General features: G+C 66.4%; 19 protein-coding genes and 1 tRNA gene. 5 read left to right on the forward strand and 15 right to left on the reverse strand.

Annotated features, from left to right (window positions below; translation table 11 throughout):
- Positions 1-82 precede the first annotated feature (82 nt).
- The 4 genes from E6C48_RS10650 to E6C48_RS10665 all read right to left on the reverse strand — a co-directional run bounded on the left by E6C48_RS10650 (position 83) and on the right by E6C48_RS10665 (position 3,762).
- Positions 83-568, reverse strand: coding sequence for a GlcG/HbpS family heme-binding protein (locus E6C48_RS10650; RefSeq protein WP_136356940.1), 486 nt, complete (start codon positions 566-568; stop codon positions 83-85).
- Between the two features lie 89 nt (positions 569-657).
- A complete protein-coding gene (locus E6C48_RS10655) occupies positions 658-1,266 on the reverse strand; it encodes a response regulator transcription factor (protein ID WP_136356942.1) in 609 nt (202 codons plus the stop codon).
- A complete protein-coding gene (locus E6C48_RS10660; protein WP_136356944.1) occupies positions 1,263-2,801 on the reverse strand; it encodes a sensor histidine kinase in 1,539 nt (512 codons plus the stop codon). The genes E6C48_RS10655 and E6C48_RS10660 overlap by 4 nt, the downstream gene beginning before the upstream one ends.
- A 58-nt stretch (positions 2,802-2,859) precedes the next feature.
- Positions 2,860-3,762: a LysR family transcriptional regulator gene (locus E6C48_RS10665; protein WP_330998599.1), complete on the reverse strand. Its 903-nt coding sequence runs from the start codon at positions 3,760-3,762 to the stop codon at positions 2,860-2,862.
- 125 nt (positions 3,763-3,887) lie between these two features.
- Here E6C48_RS10665 and E6C48_RS10670 point away from each other — a divergent pair, with 125 nt between their 5' ends.
- From E6C48_RS10670 to E6C48_RS10680, 3 genes are read left to right on the forward strand one after another with little or no spacing between them, the layout of a single operon-like run.
- Positions 3,888-4,559 (forward strand): ankyrin repeat domain-containing protein, encoded by a 672-nt coding sequence (locus tag E6C48_RS10670; RefSeq protein WP_136356948.1) that lies wholly within the window; start codon positions 3,888-3,890, stop codon positions 4,557-4,559.
- Between the two features lie 32 nt (positions 4,560-4,591).
- Positions 4,592-5,074, forward strand: coding sequence for a nucleoside deaminase (locus E6C48_RS10675; RefSeq protein WP_136356950.1), 483 nt, complete (start codon positions 4,592-4,594; stop codon positions 5,072-5,074).
- 9 nt (positions 5,075-5,083) lie between these two features.
- Positions 5,084-6,307: a cyanate transporter gene (locus E6C48_RS10680; RefSeq protein WP_136356952.1), complete on the forward strand. Its 1,224-nt coding sequence runs from the start codon at positions 5,084-5,086 to the stop codon at positions 6,305-6,307.
- On the opposite strand, the gene E6C48_RS10685 is transcribed toward E6C48_RS10680, so the two are convergent.
- Genes E6C48_RS10685 through obgE form a run of 6 tightly spaced genes read right to left on the reverse strand, consistent with a single transcriptional unit; the run spans position 6,304 to position 11,001 of the window.
- Positions 6,304-6,891 (reverse strand): nicotinate-nucleotide adenylyltransferase, encoded by a 588-nt coding sequence (locus E6C48_RS10685; protein ID WP_136357207.1) that lies wholly within the window; start codon positions 6,889-6,891, stop codon positions 6,304-6,306. The genes E6C48_RS10680 and E6C48_RS10685 overlap by 4 nt on opposite strands.
- Positions 6,892-6,923: 32 nt before the next feature.
- Positions 6,924-7,220, reverse strand: a complete 297-nt coding sequence (locus E6C48_RS10690) for a type II toxin-antitoxin system RelE/ParE family toxin (RefSeq protein ID WP_136356954.1) — start codon at positions 7,218-7,220, stop codon at positions 6,924-6,926.
- On the reverse strand, positions 7,220-7,477 hold the full coding sequence (locus E6C48_RS10695) for a CopG family ribbon-helix-helix protein (RefSeq protein WP_136356955.1): 258 nt from the start codon (positions 7,475-7,477) through the stop codon (positions 7,220-7,222). Before E6C48_RS10695 ends, E6C48_RS10690 begins: the two co-directional genes overlap by 1 nt.
- 48 nt (positions 7,478-7,525) lie before the next feature.
- On the reverse strand, positions 7,526-8,767 hold the full coding sequence (locus E6C48_RS10700; protein WP_407940977.1) for a glutamate-5-semialdehyde dehydrogenase: 1,242 nt from the start codon (positions 8,765-8,767) through the stop codon (positions 7,526-7,528).
- Positions 8,768-8,812: 45 nt separating this feature from the next.
- Positions 8,813-9,967: a glutamate 5-kinase gene (gene proB, locus E6C48_RS10705; protein WP_136357210.1), complete on the reverse strand. Its 1,155-nt coding sequence runs from the start codon at positions 9,965-9,967 to the stop codon at positions 8,813-8,815.
- Positions 9,968-9,969: 2 nt separating this feature from the next.
- The gene (gene obgE, locus E6C48_RS10710; protein ID WP_136356959.1) at positions 9,970-11,001 is read right to left on the reverse strand and encodes a GTPase ObgE; all 1,032 of its coding nucleotides are present in this window, start codon (positions 10,999-11,001) and stop codon (positions 9,970-9,972) included.
- Positions 11,002-11,113: 112 nt separating this feature from the next.
- On the opposite strand from obgE, the gene E6C48_RS10715 reads away from it, so the two are divergent.
- A complete protein-coding gene (locus E6C48_RS10715) occupies positions 11,114-11,983 on the forward strand; it encodes an endonuclease/exonuclease/phosphatase family protein (RefSeq protein ID WP_136356962.1) in 870 nt (289 codons plus the stop codon).
- Positions 11,984-12,212: 229 nt separating this feature from the next.
- Here the strand turns inward: E6C48_RS10715 and E6C48_RS10720 are convergent, their stop codons facing one another.
- The 3 genes from E6C48_RS10720 to E6C48_RS10730 all read right to left on the reverse strand — a co-directional run bounded on the left by E6C48_RS10720 (position 12,213) and on the right by E6C48_RS10730 (position 13,935).
- Complete coding sequence (locus E6C48_RS10720) at positions 12,213-12,797, reverse strand: GNAT family N-acetyltransferase (RefSeq protein ID WP_136356964.1); 585 nt, start codon at positions 12,795-12,797, stop codon at positions 12,213-12,215.
- A 118-nt stretch (positions 12,798-12,915) separates the two neighbouring features.
- Positions 12,916-13,185: a 50S ribosomal protein L27 gene (gene rpmA / locus E6C48_RS10725; protein ID WP_136356966.1), complete on the reverse strand. Its 270-nt coding sequence runs from the start codon at positions 13,183-13,185 to the stop codon at positions 12,916-12,918.
- Positions 13,186-13,293: 108 nt separating this feature from the next.
- Positions 13,294-13,935: a 50S ribosomal protein L21 gene (locus E6C48_RS10730; protein WP_136356968.1), complete on the reverse strand. Its 642-nt coding sequence runs from the start codon at positions 13,933-13,935 to the stop codon at positions 13,294-13,296.
- Between the two features lie 297 nt (positions 13,936-14,232).
- Here E6C48_RS10730 and E6C48_RS10735 point away from each other — a divergent pair.
- A tRNA-Ser gene (locus E6C48_RS10735) sits at positions 14,233-14,322 on the forward strand.
- A 286-nt stretch (positions 14,323-14,608) separates the two neighbouring features.
- On the opposite strand, the gene E6C48_RS10740 is transcribed toward E6C48_RS10735, so the two are convergent.
- Complete coding sequence (locus E6C48_RS10740; RefSeq protein ID WP_136356970.1) at positions 14,609-15,016, reverse strand: F0F1 ATP synthase subunit epsilon; 408 nt, start codon at positions 15,014-15,016, stop codon at positions 14,609-14,611.
- Between the two features lie 123 nt (positions 15,017-15,139).
- Positions 15,140-16,738 carry a F0F1 ATP synthase subunit beta gene (atpD, locus tag E6C48_RS10745; RefSeq protein ID WP_168734504.1) on the reverse strand — a complete coding sequence of 533 codons (1,599 nt, stop codon included), beginning with the start codon at positions 16,736-16,738 and terminating at the stop codon, positions 15,140-15,142.
- Positions 16,739-16,773: the final 35 nt, after the last annotated feature.

A 16,773-nucleotide genomic window follows, 5' to 3' on the forward strand; every position in this document is an offset into this window, starting at 1 on the left:
AGAATCCGTTCTGTGGCGGCTGTCATCGAAACGAAAAGCGGCCCGCGCAAGGCGGGCCGCTTCCGTGCCATGAGACGAGCTTTTATTCGGCGGCGCCGACGGCCTTCAGGCCGGCGACCGCGCAACCTGCGTCGATGTCGCCCGAGGGCGCGCCGCCGACGCCGATGCCGCCGACCAGCGCCTTGCCGAACTTGATCGGCAGGCCGCCGGCCTGGATGACCATGCGCGGGTCCATGTCGCGCAGGCCCTCGTTCGCCGGCTTGGAGGCGATGAATTCGGCGAGGCCGGCGGTGTCGCGGCCGAGAGCGGCCGAGGTGAAAGCCTTGCCGGTGGCGCTCGTGCCGGTGTGCGGACCGGAATTGTCGGCCTTCAAAAGTACCTTGGTCGAGCCGTCGCGCGCCACGATGGCGACGCTGACGTTGTGACCCTCGGCGACGCAGGCCTTGAGCGCGGCATCGGCGGCCTTGGTGGCGATATCGAGCGGCAGGTAGGGAGCGGTCGGCAGCTCCTGCGCGGTGGCGGCGAGCGGAGCCAGTAGCGTGGCGGCGAGAACGAGGTTGCGGATCATGGTGTCTTCCTTTCCAAGTTTGATGGAAGGGAATTAGGCCGTCTGCCGCCCGCTCGGTATTCGTAGGCCTTGCGGCCGCCTCCGTAGTTCTACGGAGATGCGCGTCCCTCGAGCCACAGACGCGTCATCTCGGCCTGCGAGGTGGTGCCGAGCTTGGCGCCGATGGCGGCGCGGTGGCTTTCCACGGTGCGCGGCGACAGACCCAGCCCCTCGGCGATCTGGCGGGTGGTGAAGCCTGCGGCGATGCGGTCCAGCACTTCCCGCTCGCGCGGCGTCAGCGCGGCCAGCAGCGCCAGCGTCTCCGCCTTCTCGGCGCGACGGCCGAGCATGCGCTCCAGCGCGTCCTGCCCTTTCTGGATGGCGTCGATGAGGTCCTGCTCGTCGACCGGCTTGGAGAGGAAATCGACGGCGCCGTTGCGGAAGGCGCGCCGGCAGGCCTCGATGTCGCCATGGCCGGAAATGACGATGGTCGGCCAGTCGATGCCTTGCTCGTTGAGCCTCTCCTGCAACTTCAGGCCGGAAAGAACCGGCATGCGGATATCGACGATGAGGCAGCCGGGCGCGAGCTTGGGGACCTGGGCGAGAAACGCCTGCGGGTCGCCGAAGCCGGTGGCCTCGATGCCGACGGTAGACAAAAGCAGGCCGAGCGCGCGGCGCACCGCCTCGTCGTCGTCGACAAGATAGACGGGACGGTTCATCGCGGCGCTTCCTCCAGTTCTTTCCTGCGCGGTAGCATGACCCGGAAAGTGGCGCCCGGGCCGTCGCCGACCAGCACGATCTCGCCGCCCGCCCTTTCCGCCAGACGTTGGCTCAGCGCCAGGCCGAGGCCGGTACCGTTGGCCCGTGTCGTCGTGAAGGGCGTGAACAGGCGCGCACGCAGGTCCGCCGGCACGCCGGGGCCGTTGTCGGCGACCTCCAGCACGGTCTGGTCGGCGTCCTGCCTCAGCGTGACGCGCACCTGTGCCATGCCGGCGGCGCCGTCGGTCGCTTCGATGGCGTTGCGCACGAGATTGAAGACGATCTGTTCCATCTCGACGGGATCGGCCATGACGGGAACCGGAGATTGCGGGATGTCGAAAGCCAGTCGTGTCCCGTGCGTTGTCGCCTGTGGCGTCAGAAGCGCCTGCACGTTCGCCAACGCTTCGCGCAGATCGACGGCCGCTGCCGGCGCACGCTGCGGACGCGACCAGTTGCGGAAGCGTTCCAGGATCGCCGAGGCGCGGCGCGCCTGCGCAACGGTGTCGTCCAGCACCGGGGCGAGGGCGGCCGCGTCGCCGCGTTCGAGAATACGGCGGCTGGCCTGCGCCTGCGCCAGGATGGCGGTGAGCGGCTGCGTCAGCTCATGCGCGAGACCGCTCGCCATCTCGCCCAGCGCGTTGACGCGCGAGGCGTGGGCAAGCCGCGTCTCCAGCGCGCTGAGCCGCGCCTGCTCGACCGCGGCGCGCGTGCGCGCCCGCTGGCGCAGCGCCGTCAGGGCGACGAGGTAGGCGAGGCTGACACCGATCAGCGTCAGGGCCGTCGGCAGGACGGGGAGCAGGTCGGGCAGGCCGATCCGTATCCCGGTTTCGAGAACGAGCGGCTGGGACGCACTGCCGAGGGGGCTGGAAAAGCGGACCGTCTCGCCGGAAGCGGAATGGCCGACGAGGGGTTGGCCATCCGGCAGCGAGAGGCGAAGCGCCACACCGGGCCGCGACCAGAACGGCCCGGCTTCGCCGAGCAGCTTCTGCGCATCGATGCCCAGCATCAGCCCATAGATGGCCGCATCGTTGTTGGGGCTGCGCTTGACCATGATGTAATGGTCCGGCCGCTCAGGATGCGGCAAAAGCACGATGCGGCCGTCGGAGGCCTTGGCGGCCGCACGCACGGTCTCGGCCGTTTGCGGGGCGAGCGGTCCGGTGCCGATCACAGGCCCGGCGGGATCAAGCGGGACGAGCTGCACTTCGTCGATGCGTGGATAAAAGCGCGTGATCGTCGCGGCGACGTCGAGGAACAGATCCTGCCGCTCTCCACCGGCTGCCACGGCGACCGCCGACAGGGCGGTCATATGCGCGTCGTGCTGGTCGGCCCGCTGCGAGGCCAGCGCGTGCAAGGCCGCGCTTTCGCGCTCAAGCTCGGCGACCAGCGCCCGGTGCTGGAAGGCCGCCAGCGCTGCGCAGGCGACGAGCAGGAGGAGGCACCAGACCGCGAGCAGCCTCGGCGGGCTTGCGAGAAAGCTATGGTCGGCGCGCGTCATGGGTTGATCCTCGCTGTCCTCGCGAAGGCTGTCCAGCGAAAGGAGGCGGCCGGCGGCGTCACAGGTCCCTACTGGCCATGCCGGCCCTTGCGGCGAGCACGGCGCTCATCTGCCGGACCAGTTCCGCGACGGGGCCTGTCTGTTCCCGGGCATAGAGGGAGACGGTAATCGCCGGCTCCGAGCCGAAGGGCGCATAGCGGCGCACCTGGTATCCGGCTGCCGCCGCGACCGGCAGAAGCGAGAGGCCGATGCCGGCTTCCACGCCGACCAGGACATTGTGCAGGCTGCTGCCCGACAGGGCGATGTACCAGCGGCGATGTTCCCGCTCGATGCGTTCGAGCATGGTGTCGCGGTAGAGCCCGCCGGGCGGGAAGGCGACCAGCGGCAAGGGATCGGTCCAGTCGCCGGAGGCGTCGGCAGCCTCGAACCACGCAATCGGTTCAGGGAAGCTCGCCCGGCAGTCGGGTGCCGGAACGGTCTCCTTGGCGACCACGATATCGAACTCGCCGTCGCGGTAGCGCCGCATCAGGTCGCGGCTCAGCCCTGCGGTGACGTCGAGCTGCGCTTCGCGCCGATGCCTGGAAAATGTGCCGAACACTTTCGCCATCGCCTTGCCGGCGATGTCTTCCGCGACGCCGATGCGCAGGGACGCCGTGCCGGCGGGGTCGGCCAGCGCCGCTTGGGCCTCCTGCTGAAGATCGAGGATGCGGCGCGCATAGCCGAGCAGGCGTTCGCCAGCCGCCGTGGTCCGGATTGGCCGGGCGGCGCGCTCGACCAGCGTGTGGCCGACGGCTTCTTCCAGCCGCGCGAGCTGCTGGCTGATCGTCGACTGGGTCATATGCAGGTTTTCCGCCGCGCGTGTGAAGCTGCCGCTATCGGCAATCGTGACGAATGAGCGCAGGAGACGCGGATCGTACATCTTTTCCCTGAGGACGACGGCGTGGCCGGCTCGTATTATCATTAAAGAATAGAATGGTATTCATTATAATATTTAATTTCCAAATGGAAGGCTGTAATCCTATCTGGAGCCTGTGCCCTCGCGCCTGCGTGGAAGGGCAGGTCGCCATTCAGCGACAGGAGCGAAATATGCGATACTTTTCGGCCGTATTGGCCTTCGTTGCCCTGCTTTCGGCATCCGTTCCCTTTACCGCGTCAGGAGAAACCATGAGCGAAACCTCCCTGCATGCCGCTGCGACCAGCGGCGACGTCGCCGCCATCGAGAAACTTCTGTCGGCGGGCACTGCCATCGACGCGCGCGACGATTCGGGCGCTACCGCCCTGCTGGCCGCCACTCACGCCAACCAGGTCGAGGCCGCCAGAGCGCTGATCGATGCCGGCGCCGACGTCAACGCCAAGGACGATATCGAGGACAGTCCCTATCTCTACGCCGGCGCGCGCGGACACCTCGAAATCCTGAAAATGACGCTCGCGCACGGCGCCGACCTGAAAAGCGTCAACCGCTATGGCGGCACCGCCCTGATCCCGGCCTCGGAGCGCGGCCATGTCGAGACGGTGCGCACGCTGATCGATGCCGGCGTCGATGTCAATCACGTCAACAAATTGCACTGGACCGCGCTGCTGGAGGCAATCATCCTCGGCGACGGCGGCGAACGCCACCAGAAGATCGTCGAATTGCTGGTCAAGGCCGGCGCCGACGTCAACCTGGCCGACGGCAAGGGCGTGACGCCGCTCCAGCATGCGCGTGCCGGCGGCTACAAGGAAATCGAGGCGGCGCTGGCGGCAGCCGGCGCACGCTGAAGGACGGATGCGTTGAAGAAAGGAATCCGGCCATGACCGATGAAAACCGTTTCCTCGGCGAGGCGATCGAACTCGCCCGCGCCAATATCGGGAAGGGCGGCCGTCCCTTCGGCGCCGTGCTGGTGCGCGATGGCGCGGTCGTCGCCACGGCGGTGAACGAGATCCACGTCACCAACGATCCGACCTCCCATGCGGAAATGAACGCCATCCGTGCCGCCAGCCACAAGCTCGGATCGCCGGACCTCAAGGGCAGCGCCGTCTATGCCAGCGGCCATCCCTGCCCCATGTGCATGGCCGCGATGCGGCTGGCCGGCGTTGAAAAGGTCTTCTACGCCTATTCCAACGACGACGGCGCGCCGTTCGGGCTCTCCACCGCGACGATCTACGAGGACTTGGCCAAGCCTTTCGCCGAGCAGTCCATGGCGATCCGCTATGTGCCGGTGCGGCCGGAAGGCAAGGCGGACCTCTATGCCGAATGGACCGGGAGCAAGCGGGCCCCGGGCGGGCGGGCATAGGCAAGAAATATGGAGTCGGAAGCGCCCTCGCGCGCAGCAAATGTGCTGCTGCTTGCAGCCGTCGCCCTGGTCGGCCTGAACCTTAGGCCGTTTATCACCGGCATCGGGCCGCTGGCGACCGACATCGGCGCCGAGACGGGCCTCGACCTCAAGGGCATTTCGCTGCTGACGCTGGTGCCGATGGCGCTGATGGGCCTGTTCGCCTTTGCCGGTCCCTTCCTGCAATCGCGTGTCGGTGCGCGACGCTCGACGCTTGCGTCTCTCGCCGTGCTCGTCCTCGGTTCCGCCCTCAGGCTGTTCGCGGCGAAAGGCTGGCAGATGGTGGGAACGGCGGCCCTGCTCGGGCTCGGGGTCGCCGTTATCCAGGCGGTGTTCCCCGGCATCGTCAAGAAGCAGTTCCCGCGCCATGTCGGCGTCGTCATGGGGCTCTATTCGGCGACCCTGATGGGTGGTGGCGCGCTGGGCGCGCAGGCTGCGCCGCTGGTCGCCGCAGCGACCGGGAACTGGCACGTCGGCCTTGCCTGGATGGCGGTTCCGGCGGTGCTGGCGCTGGCGTTGGCCGCACTCTATCTCCCGCGCGACGGCGTGTCGGTGCAGAAGCGCACCAGCGCGATCGCCTTTCTGAAGCGCCCGCGGGTTTGGCTGCTGATGGTCTGCTTCGGCCTCGTCAACGGCGGCTACTCGACCGTCGTGGCGTGGCTCGCTCCTTTCTACCGTGAGCACGGCTGGAGTGCGGCGGCCAGCGGCAGCCTCTTGGCGATCCTGGCGGTGTGCCAGGCGCTGGCGGCACTGGTGCTGCCTGTTCTGGCCAAAGGCAAGGACGATCTGAGGCCATGGCTGTGGCTGACGCTCGTCATGCAGGCGGCCGGCTTCGCCGCGCTGGCGTTCCGGCCGGAAGCCGCGCCGCTCGCCTCGGCGATGATGCTCGGCGCGGGGCTGGGCGGCTGTTTCGCGCTGTCGATGATCGTCGCGCTCGACCATCTGCCGGACCCGGCCGAGGCAGGCGCGCTGTCGGCGCTGATGCAGGGCGGCGGTTTCCTGATCACCGCGTTGCCACCCTGGATCGTCGCGGCCCTGCACGAGGCGACCGGGAGTTTCGTCGCCGGCTGGCTGCTGCACCTGGCCTCGGCCATCGTTGTCGCGGTGCTTTACTGGCGGGTCTCGCCGACAAGCTATGCGCGGGCGATGAACACGCCGACGGCGGGTGCCGAGATAGGACCGGCAAGAGGCTAGCGCTTCTCGGCCAGCCGCAGTGCCGTTGAAGAGAGGGAAGAGCGCGGACCGTGGATGAAAGTCCACGCGGGCGCCCGCATGTGCGCCAGCAGCGGCGCATCGCGTTCGTCGACGCGGGCGTAGTCGAAGGTCTTGGCCGCCCGCGAAGACAGGAAGGACAACGTCGAGCCCGGCCTGTCGATGACGGCGATCGGGAAGGTCATCATGATCTCGCGCCAGCGCTGCCAGCGATGGAAATCGCGCAGCGAATCCGCCCCCATGATCCAGACGAATTCTACGCCGGGATTTTTCGCGCGCACCAGTGCCAGCGTGTCGGCGGTGTAGCGGATACGGTGCGCCGCCTCGAAGGCGGTAACCTTGATGCGAGGATCTTCGGCGACTGTCTCGGAAAGCCGGATGCGCTCGGCCAGCGGCGCCAGTTCGCGCGTCGATTTCAGCGGATTGCCGGGCGTCACCATCCACCAGAGCTGGTCGAGCCGCAATCGCATCAGCGCGATCTCGGCCACCAGCCGGTGGCCGGCATGCGGCGGGTTGAAAGAGCCGCCGAACAGGCCGACCTGCATGCCCTTCTCGACATAGGGCATGTGGAGATAGCGGGAATGGACGTCGGGGGCGATCATTCGGCCGGCCACTCGCCTTCCGGCCAGTCGCGCGCGCCGTGGATGATGCGCACGATCCTGACCGCCGCATCCGACAAAGTATAGGCAATGATATAGGGTGTCTTCTGAACCACCCGCTCGTAAGTCCCATGGACCCTGCCCAGCCGCCCGGTCGGCATATCCGCGAGAAAGTCGACGGCTCGCTCGATGCGGTCGGCGATTAGATCAGCTGATCTCTTGCTGTCTTTAGCAACGAAATAAATCGCCGAATCGAAGTCGTCCAATGCTTCGTCGGACCAGACGACGTCTCGCATTACGATTTCTGAGCACGGTCGATTGTTGCCCTGATCCGCCGCATTGCTTCCTTGTGCGGCGTCACCCGTCCTGCCTCGATGTCAGCAAGCCCGCGCTTTATGCCTTCGACGATCGCCAGCTCGCGCTCGACATAGTCGGCGATGGCCTCGCCGGCGAGGAAGGACTTCGTCCGTCGCGTGTGCTCAGCCAGCGTTTCAAGCCGCGATTTGGTCTCGGGGCTCAGGCGAACGGTGACGGTTTCGGATTGTGTGCTCATGTGCACAATTTAGCACAATCGCGTGTCACGGCAAGTCAGCCGCGCCGATCAGCTTCTAACCTGGCCAGCGCCACGCACGCGGTACTTGAAGGAAGTGAGTTGCTCGACGCCGACCGGGCCGCGCGCGTGCATCTTGCCCGTGGCGATGCCGATCTCGGCGCCCATGCCGAACTCGCCGCCATCGGCGAACTGGGTCGAGGCGTTGTGGAGCAGGATGGCGGAATCGATCTCGTTGAAGAAGCGCTCCACCGCCGCCGCATCCTCGGCGACGATCGCCTCGGTGTGGTGGGAGGAAAATGTCTCGATGTGGTCGATGGCCTTGCCCACGCCGTCAACCAGCTTCACCGAAATGACGGCGTCGAGATATTCGCTCGTCCAGTCGGCGTCGGTCGCCGGCTCGGCATCGGGGAATGCCTTCAGCACCTCGGCATCGGCGCGAATGGCGCAGCCGGCGTCCTTCAATGCCGCGAGGATGGGCACGAGATGCGTGCCGGTCACGGCGCGATCCACCAGCAGCGTCTCAGCGGCGCCGCAGATGCCGGTGCGCCGCATCTTGGCATTGACCGCGATCTTTTTCGCCATCTCAAGATCGGCGGTGCGGTCGATGTAGAGATGCACGATGCCTTCCAGATGCGCGAAGACCGGCACGCGCGCTTCCGCCTGCACGCGCGCGACCAGGCTCTTGCCGCCGCGCGGAATGATGACGTCGAGATTCCCGGAAAGCCCTTTCAGCATCTCACCGACGGCGGCGCGGTCGGTGGTGGGCACGAGCTGGATGGCGTCCTCAGGCAATCCGGCCGCCTTCAGGCCTTCGACCAGGCAGGCGTGGATGGCGGACGACGAGTTGATGGAATCCGAACCGCCGCGCAGGATCACGGCATTGCCGGCTTTCAGACACAGCGCGCCGGCGTCGGCGGTGACGTTCGGCCGGCTTTCGTAGATGACGCCGACGACGCCGAGCGGCGTGCGCACGCGCTCGATATGGAGGCCATTGGGGCGGTCCCATGCGGCGATGACGGTGCCCACCGGATCGGCAAGGGCGGCGATCTCACGGATTCCCTGCGCGATCGCCGCGATACGCTCCGGCGTCAGCTTCAGCCGGTCCATGAAGGAGGCGGAAAGGCCGGCTTCCTCACCGTTCTTCAGGTCTATGGCATTGGCTTCGAGGATTTGCGCGTCATTGCGCCGAATGGCATCGGCCATGGCGGTAAGTGCTGCGTTCTTCGCCTCGGTCGAGGCGACGGCCAGCGGCCGTGCCGCCACATGCGCCCGGCGGCCGAGAGCGGCCATCAACGAGACGGTGTCGTCGGCGGATTCATGCGATTTCAGCACGGCTCACCCTCCGTTGGCCTGGTCAGCGTCGCCCACCACCAGGTCGTCGCGGTGGATCATCGCCGAGCGTCCGTGGTAGCCGAGAACGCTGTCGATCTCGGCCGATTTCAATCCGGCGATCCTTAACGCGTCGACGGCATCGTAGGCAACCAGCCCGCGCGCGACCTCGCGGCCGTCCGGCGACAGGATCGCCACCGTATCGCCGCGCGAAAAGTTACCGCTGACCAGCTTCACGCCGGCCGGCAACAGCGACTTGCCCGACATCAGCGCCTTGACCGCGCCGTCGTCGACGGTCAGCCGGCCTGCCGGCTCCAGCTGGCCGGCGATCCAGGTCTTGTAGCCCTTCACCGGATGGCTGCTCGGCTTGAACAGGGTGAAGCGCTCGCCGCGCTCGATGGCCGACAGCGGGTTCATGCGCTGGCCAGCAGTGATGATCATGGCTGTGCCCGCCGCCGTGGCGATCTTGCCGGCGTCGATCTTGGTGCGCATGCCGCCGCGCGACAGTTCCGAAGCTGCGCCGCCTGCCATCGCTTCGATCTCCGGCGTGATCCGCTCGACCAGCGGCAGGAATTCGGCATCAGGGTCCCGCGCGGGCGGCGCGGTGTAGAGCCCGTCGATGTCGGAGAGCAGGACGAGCAGGTCGGCGCCCATCATGGTGGCCACGCGAGCGGCCAGCCGGTCGTTGTCGCCGTAGCGGATTTCAGACGTCGCCACCGTGTCATTCTCATTGATGACCGGAACGGCCTTCATCTTGGCCAGCGTCGAGATGGTGGCGCGGGCGTTGAGATAGCGGCGGCGCTCCTCGGTGTCGCCCAGTGTCAGCAGGATCTGCCCGGATTTGAGCCCGTTGCGGCCGAGCGCATCCGACCACGCGCCGGCCAGTGCGATCTGGCCGACGGCGGCGGCGGCCTGGCTTTCCTCCAGCTTCAGCGCCTTGCGGCTGAGGCCGAGGATGGTGCGGCCGAGCGCAATGGCCCCGGACGAGACGACAAGCACCTCGGCGCCGCCTTGAGCCAGCCTGCCGATGTCGGCTGCGAGTGCCTCCAGCCAATCGCGCTTGAGGCCGGCCGCGCGGTCGACCAGCAGTGCCGAACCGATCTTCACGGTGATGCGGCGGTAGGATTTTAGAGAGAGGAGGGAAGCAGACGGCGCGTGCATGGCTACTGCACCCACCGGTCGTCCTGCACCGGCGTTTCGCCGGTTCGCGCTTCCTCGACAACCGAAATCAGCGCGCGCAGCACCGCCTCGACGCCTTCGCGGGTGACGGCCGAGAGCGCCAGCGGCGTAGAACCGCAGGCGCGCTTCAGCGCCGCGAGCTTTTTCTTGCGGGCGTCGGCATCGAGCGTATCGACCTGGCTCAACGCGACGATCTCCGGCTTTTCCGCCAGTCCATGCGCATAGGCTTCGAGTTCCCCGCGCACGGTCTTGTAGGCCTTGCCGGGGTTCTCCTCCTGCGCCGAGACGAGATGCAGGAGAACCCGCGTGCGCTCGACATGGCCAAGGAAGCGGTCGCCGATGCCGACGCCTTCGTGCGCGCCCTCGATCAGGCCCGGAATGTCGGCGATGACGAATTCGCGCGCGTCGATGCGGGCGACGCCGAGGCCCGGATGCAGTGTAGTGAAAGGATAGTCTGCAATCTTCGGCTTGGCCGCAGTGACCGCTGCCAGAAAGGTGGACTTGCCGGCGTTGGGCAGGCCGACCAGCCCGGCGTCGGCGATCAGCTTCAGCCTGAGCCAGATGGTCATTTCCACGCCCGGCAGGCCGGGGTTGGCGCGGCTCGGCGCCTGGTTGGTCGAGCTCTTGAAATGCTGGTTGCCGAAGCCGCCATTGCCCCCCTTGGCGAGCAGGAAGCGCTGGCCGACCACGGTCAGGTCGCAGATCAGCGTTTCGTTGTCCTCCGCATAGATCTGGGTGCCGGCCGGCACTTTCAGCGTCACGTCCGCGCCCTTGGCGCCGGCGCGGTTGCGGCCCATGCCGTGGACGCCGGTCTTGGCCTTGAAATGCTGCTGGTAGCGGTAGTCGATCAGCGTGTTCAGGCCGTCGACGGCCTCCACCCAGACATCGCCGCCGCGGCCGCCGTCGCCGCCGTCCGGCCCGCCGAACTCGATGAACTTCTCGCGCCGGAACGACACGGAACCCGCGCCGCCATCACCGGAGCGGATATAGACCTTGGCCTGATCGAGGAATTTCATGCGTGTGGCTTGTCGTGCTGTTATGGAACGGATCGAGCGGTCTTAGAGCAAGATGCGCGTAAGCGCGAGGCCGTCACGGTCGAATCGGGCGGATTGCCGAAGGGATGCCGCAATGAAGGTGGTGAGCTACAACATCCAGTACGGCGTCGGCCTCGACGGCCGCTACGACGCCGAGCGCATCGCGGACGCCGTGCGCGGCGCCAACGTCATCACCCTGCAGGAAGTCTCGCGCAACAACCCGCAGAACGGCGGGCGCGACATGGTGGCGGAGCTGACAGCCCTGCTGCCGGACTATTTTGTGGTCTACGGCTCGAATTTCGAGGCCAATGTCGGCTCGTACGTCAAGGACGGCCGCGCCGTCACGACCATGTTCCAGCTCGGCAACATGATCCTGTCGAAAATGCCGATCCAGCTTTCGCGCAATCTTCTCCTGCCGCGCAGCCGTTCGATCGGCGCGCTCAACTTCCAGCGCGGCGCGCTGGAAGCGCTGATCGAGACGCCGCTGGGTTTCATCCGCTTCTATTCCACCCATCTCGATCACCGCAATCCCGTGGAGCGCGCCCGGCAGATCCGTTTCCTGCGTGAGCGCCTGTTCAATCATGCGCTCGAAGGCGGCGGCCTGACCGGCCTGTCGGAAGTCGGCCTACCGGAACCGCCGGCGCCGGAGGCCTTCGTGCTGATGGGCGACTTCAACATGCTGGCCGGCTCGCCCGAATATGTCGAACTGGCCGGCCTGCCCGACCACGAGTTCGACATGCCGCTGTCCGTCGACCTCGCCGTCGACGTCGCAGCGCGTTTGGCGGTCTCCGGCGACGACCTCGTCACCTGGGTCGATCCGAAGCGGCCGCAGGACGCCAGCCGGCACAAGCGTATCGACTATGCCTTCACCAGCGCGTCGCTGGCCGCCAGCCTGAAGCGGCTTTGGGTCGACCGGCAGGCAGTCGGTTCCGACCATCTACCGGTGTGGCTGGAACTGGGGTAGGTCTCGGGTGCGTCCTTCCAGGCTCGCCCGCCGCGATCGAAGCGCGCATTTCGACCTTGTGCGGGCTCGCACCTCAGGATGAGGGCCGCTGATGCGCGCATCCTGACATGCACAGGCGTAGGCCAATGACCGGCGACAACGATCCTCATCCTGAGGTGCGAGCCCGCTTCATCGGTTGCGAGCAAGCGCAGACATGGCAGGGCGAGCCTCGAAGGACGCACCCCGCCCCTCAAAACCGCGGCCAGTTCCTCAGGCTCGCCCAGGTCCGCCGGTCGAGCCGGTAGCGCTCGACCGGCACCTGGCCGGCGACGATGGAGTTCAGCATGCCCTGGCCGGCATACTGGAAGCCGCACTTGTGGATGACACGCCGCGAGGACGGGTTGATGACCCGGCACGAGGCGTGGAGCACCTGGACCGACGTGCGGGCGAAGGCAAGATCGACCAGCGCGTGCGCGGCCTCGGTCGCATAACCCTGCCGCCAGTAAGGTTCGCCGATCCAGTAGCCCAGTTCCAGCCCGCGATCCGTGGCATTGAGGCCGGCGGAGCCGACGAAGGCACCGTTCTCCTTCAATGTCAGCGCATAGACGACGCCGGAGCGGGGTGCGGCTGCCATGGCGAGAAAGGCGCGCGCCTCGGCCTCGCCATAGGGATGCGGCATGCGCGCCAGCATCTCGGCAACGTGACGGTTGTCGGCGAGCGCGATGAGTTGCGCGATGTCGACCTCGTGCGGTGGGCGCATCACCAGACGTTCGGTGGTCAGCGTCGGGCAGTCAATGAAAGAACTTTCTTCAAGGAAGGCTTCTTCGGCAACCATGGTCAGTCCTCCAGGCAAAGTAAAAGGGGAGACGGTCACCCATCTCCCCTGATCCTTTTCCTGGCCTGGCCAGACACCGGTTCCCGAGATGGGCGCCGGTGTTCTAGTGCGGAACCGGCTACTCCGCGGCTTTGGTCATCGGGTTTACCGACACGTAGGTTCGGCCGTTGGCTTTCTTGGCAAACGAAACGGCACCGGCTTCGAGGGCAAAAAGCGTATGGTCCTTGCCCATGCCGACATTGGTGCCGGCATGCCACTTGGTGCCGCGTTGACGAATGAGGATGTTGCCGGCGAGCACGGCTTCGCCGCCGAATTTCTTCACGCCAAGGCGCTTGGATTCGGAATCGCGACCGTTGCGCGACGAACCGCCAGCTTTCTTGTGTGCCATGGTAGTACTCCTTTGCGCCGTTCGGCGCCTGCGATCTCTATGAACGCGTTCGCGTTCCGTTTCAAGCCTGTCCGGTAAGGTCCGGGCGAATTACTTGGCTTGTTCCAATTACTGGGCCAATTCCTTCGCCTGCTCGCGCCAGTCCTTGATCTGGTCGGCGCTGAAGGGCATCGCCGCGTCAATCTTGTCGGCGTCGGCATCGGTCAGGGCGGCGAGCTGGGCGAAGGTGGTGATGCCCTGCTCGTTGAGGTCCTTGGCCGCCACGGGGCCGATGCCCTTGATGACGGTGAGGTCGTCGGCCTTGCCCTTCGGCGCCTTGAACAGCGGCGCTGCGGCAGCCGGAGCAGCCTCTTCCTTGGCAGCCTTCGGTGCGGCGTCAGCCTTGGCTTCGGTCTTCGTCTCGGCCTTGGCGGCCGCCTTCTTCGAGGGCTTGGCGCCGTCGGTCAGGATCTCGGAAATGCGCACGGTGGTCAGCAACTGGCGATGGCCGATCTTGCGGCGCGAATTCTGCCGGCGGCGCTTCTTGAAAGCGATGACGGTGCGCGACTTGCCCTGTTCCACAACCTCGGCGGCGACGGAAGCGCCATCGACGAAGGGGGCGCCGAAGGTGACCTTGTCACCTTCGCCATAGGCCAGCACGGCGCCGATCTGCACGATCTCGCCGACCTCAGCCTCGAGCTTCTCGATCTTCAGGACGTCGTTGGCGGCAACGCGATACTGCTTGCCGCCCGTTTTGATGACTGCGAACATTTTTTGCCTTTCGCTGTTCGGTCGGCCTCGTGGAGCCACCTGGCGTTCGGGAGAACGGGGCGGCAGGGCCGTCTTTTTGTCAGTCTGCGGGTTCAAAAAACAAGCGGCGCGGAAAGCTCCCACGCCGATTGCGCGGCCTCCCTAGCCGAAGGGGCAGGCAGAGTCAAGGCGAGGAGGTCCATGACCACGCTGGAACAGCACTGGGATCGCGACCGGATCGGAACCTATTTTGGGCCTTGTATCCGGCGACGCCAACCGTTATCTAGTCGCCGCGTCGGCAACGGCCCAACCATATGCGGAGAAGTGGCAGAGTGGTTGAATGCACCGCACTCGAAATGCGGCATGCCTGCAAGGGCATCGGGGGTTCAAATCCCTCCTTCTCCGCCATTCATATTCGATAACGGACTGATTCCCAATATTTTTCGGCTTCCGGTTTGTCTTCGTGCACCTGGCGCCAAGAGGCCGCACGACAGCTCTCGATTGCCGGTTTCCGGCTGGCGCCAGACGACAATTCAACGAGTCGCTGCGTCGACGAGGTCAGGTATGAGGCAGGTGGGGGCCGACCATCGCCATGGCTTGTTCGGCTGTACGGAAGCGGTCTTGCCAACATGGAACGCACAAAGAAAAAGGCCGGCATTGCCGGCCTTTTCGATGGAACGGGTTCCGTGTGCCGTTAGGCCGGCAGGAGGGCGCCTTCCAGCGTGGTGAGCTGGTGCAGGAACGCCTCGGCCTTGGTGCGGTGCTCGTCGGTCTTGGCGTCGGCGACGTCTTCCTTCGCCTCCTGGATGCGGCGGGCGATGTCGGCGCGGTCGATGTCCTTCACCGCCACCGCCGATTCGGCGAGCAGCGTGCAGCCGGACGGCAGGACGTCGGCGAAGCCGCCGAACACCACGTAGCGTTCCTCCGTGCCGGAGGCCGACTTCACCGTGACGACGCCCGGCTTGATGGTGGTCATCACCGGCGCGTGGCTGGCCATGACGGTCATTTCGCCCTCGGCGCCGGGAATGATGACGGACTCGACCTGGTCCGAGACAAGCAGGCGCTCGGGGGAGACGAGTTCGAACTGGAAGGATTGAGCCATGGTTTCATGGGAGTAGGGCAGTAGGGCAGTAGGGCAGTAGGGGAGGAATCCCTATGCTCAGCCGCCGTCTTCCCTCGTCCACTCTCCCTATTGCCTTACTGTCCTATTGCCTTACGGCCCTGATCAGGCTGCTTCCGCTGCCAGCTTCTGCGCCTTCTCGACGGCTTCCTCGATGGAGCCGACCATGTAGAAGGCGGCTTCCGGCAGGTGGTCGTAGTCGCCGTTCACCAGGCCCTTGAAGCCCTTGATGGTGTCGGCGAGGTCGACCAGCTTGCCCGGCGAGCCGGTGAAGACTTCGGCGACGAAGAAGGGCTGCGACAGGAAGCGCTCGATCTTGCGGGCGCGGGCCACCGTCTGCTTGTCCTCTTCGGAAAGCTCGTCCATGCCCAGGATGGCGATGATGTCCTGCAGCGACTTGTAGCGCTGCAAGGTCTGCTGCACCTGGCGGGCGACGGCGTAGTGCTCCTCGCCGACGACCATCGGGTCGAGCATGCGCGAGGTCGAGTCGAGCGGATCGACGGCCGGGTAGATGCCCTTCTCGGCGATGGCGCGGTTCAGCGTCGTCGTCGCGTCCAAGTGGGCGAAGGAGGTCGCCGGCGCCGGGTCGGTCAGGTCGTCGGCGGGCACGTAGATGGCCTGCACCGAGGTGATCGAGCCCTTGGTGGTGGTGGTGATGCGTTCCTGCAGCGCACCCATGTCGGTGGCGAGCGTCGGCTGGTAGCCCACCGCCGAGGGAATGCGGCCGAGCAGCGCCGACACTTCCGAACCCGCTTGGGTGAAGCGGAAGATGTTGTCGACGAAGAACAGCACGTCCTGGCCCTGGTCGCGGAAGTATTCGGCAACCGTCAGGCCGGTGAGGCCGACGCGGGCGCGGGCGCCCGGCGGCTCGTTCATCTGGCCGTAGACGAGGGCGGCCTTGGAACCCTGGCCGCCGCCCTTCTTGTTGACGCCCGATTCGATGAACTCGTGATAGAGGTCGTTGCCCTCGCGGGTACGCTCGCCGACGCCGGCGAACACCGAATAGCCGCCGTGGGCCTTGGCGATGTTGTTGATCAGCTCCTGGATCAGCACGGTCTTGCCGACGCCGGCGCCGCCGAACAGGCCGATCTTGCCGCCCTTGGCGTAGGGGGCGAGCAGGTCGATGACCTTGATGCCGGTGACCAGGATGGCCGCTTCCGTCGACTGGTCGACATAGGCCGGGGCCGGCTGGTGAATGGCGCGAAGCTCGACGCCGTCGACCGGGCCTGCCTCATCGACCGGCTCGCCGATGACGTTGATGATGCGGCCGAGCATGCCCGGGCCGACCGGCACCGAGATCGGCGCGCCGGTGTCGGTGACGTCCTGGCCGCGCACCAGACCCTCGGTGGAGTCCATGGCGATGCAGCGCACGGTGTTCTCGCCGAGATGCTGGGCAACCTCGAGGACGAGGCGATGACCCTGGTTGTCGGTCTCCAGTGCGTTCAGAATGGCCGGCAGATGATCCTCGAACTGCACGTCGACGACGGCGCCGATGACCTGGCGCACCTTGCCCTTCGGGCCGGTGGCGCGCATCGCCGGCTTGTTGGCCGTGGTCTGCACCTTCGCCGCCGGCTTGGCCGCGGTCGCCTTGGCAGGAGCCGCTGCCTTCTTCGCCGGAGCCGCCTTCGCAGCCGAAGCCGTCTTTGCCGCGGCCTTGGGAGCCGTCTTCGCGGCCGCCGTCTTAGGAGTCGCTGCTTTCGCCATCGTCTCTACCCTTTTCGTCCTTCGTTTTGCGCAAG

Source organism: Ollibium composti (genome assembly GCF_004801285.1).
Lineage (GTDB): Bacteria > Pseudomonadota > Alphaproteobacteria > Rhizobiales > Rhizobiaceae > Mesorhizobium > Mesorhizobium composti.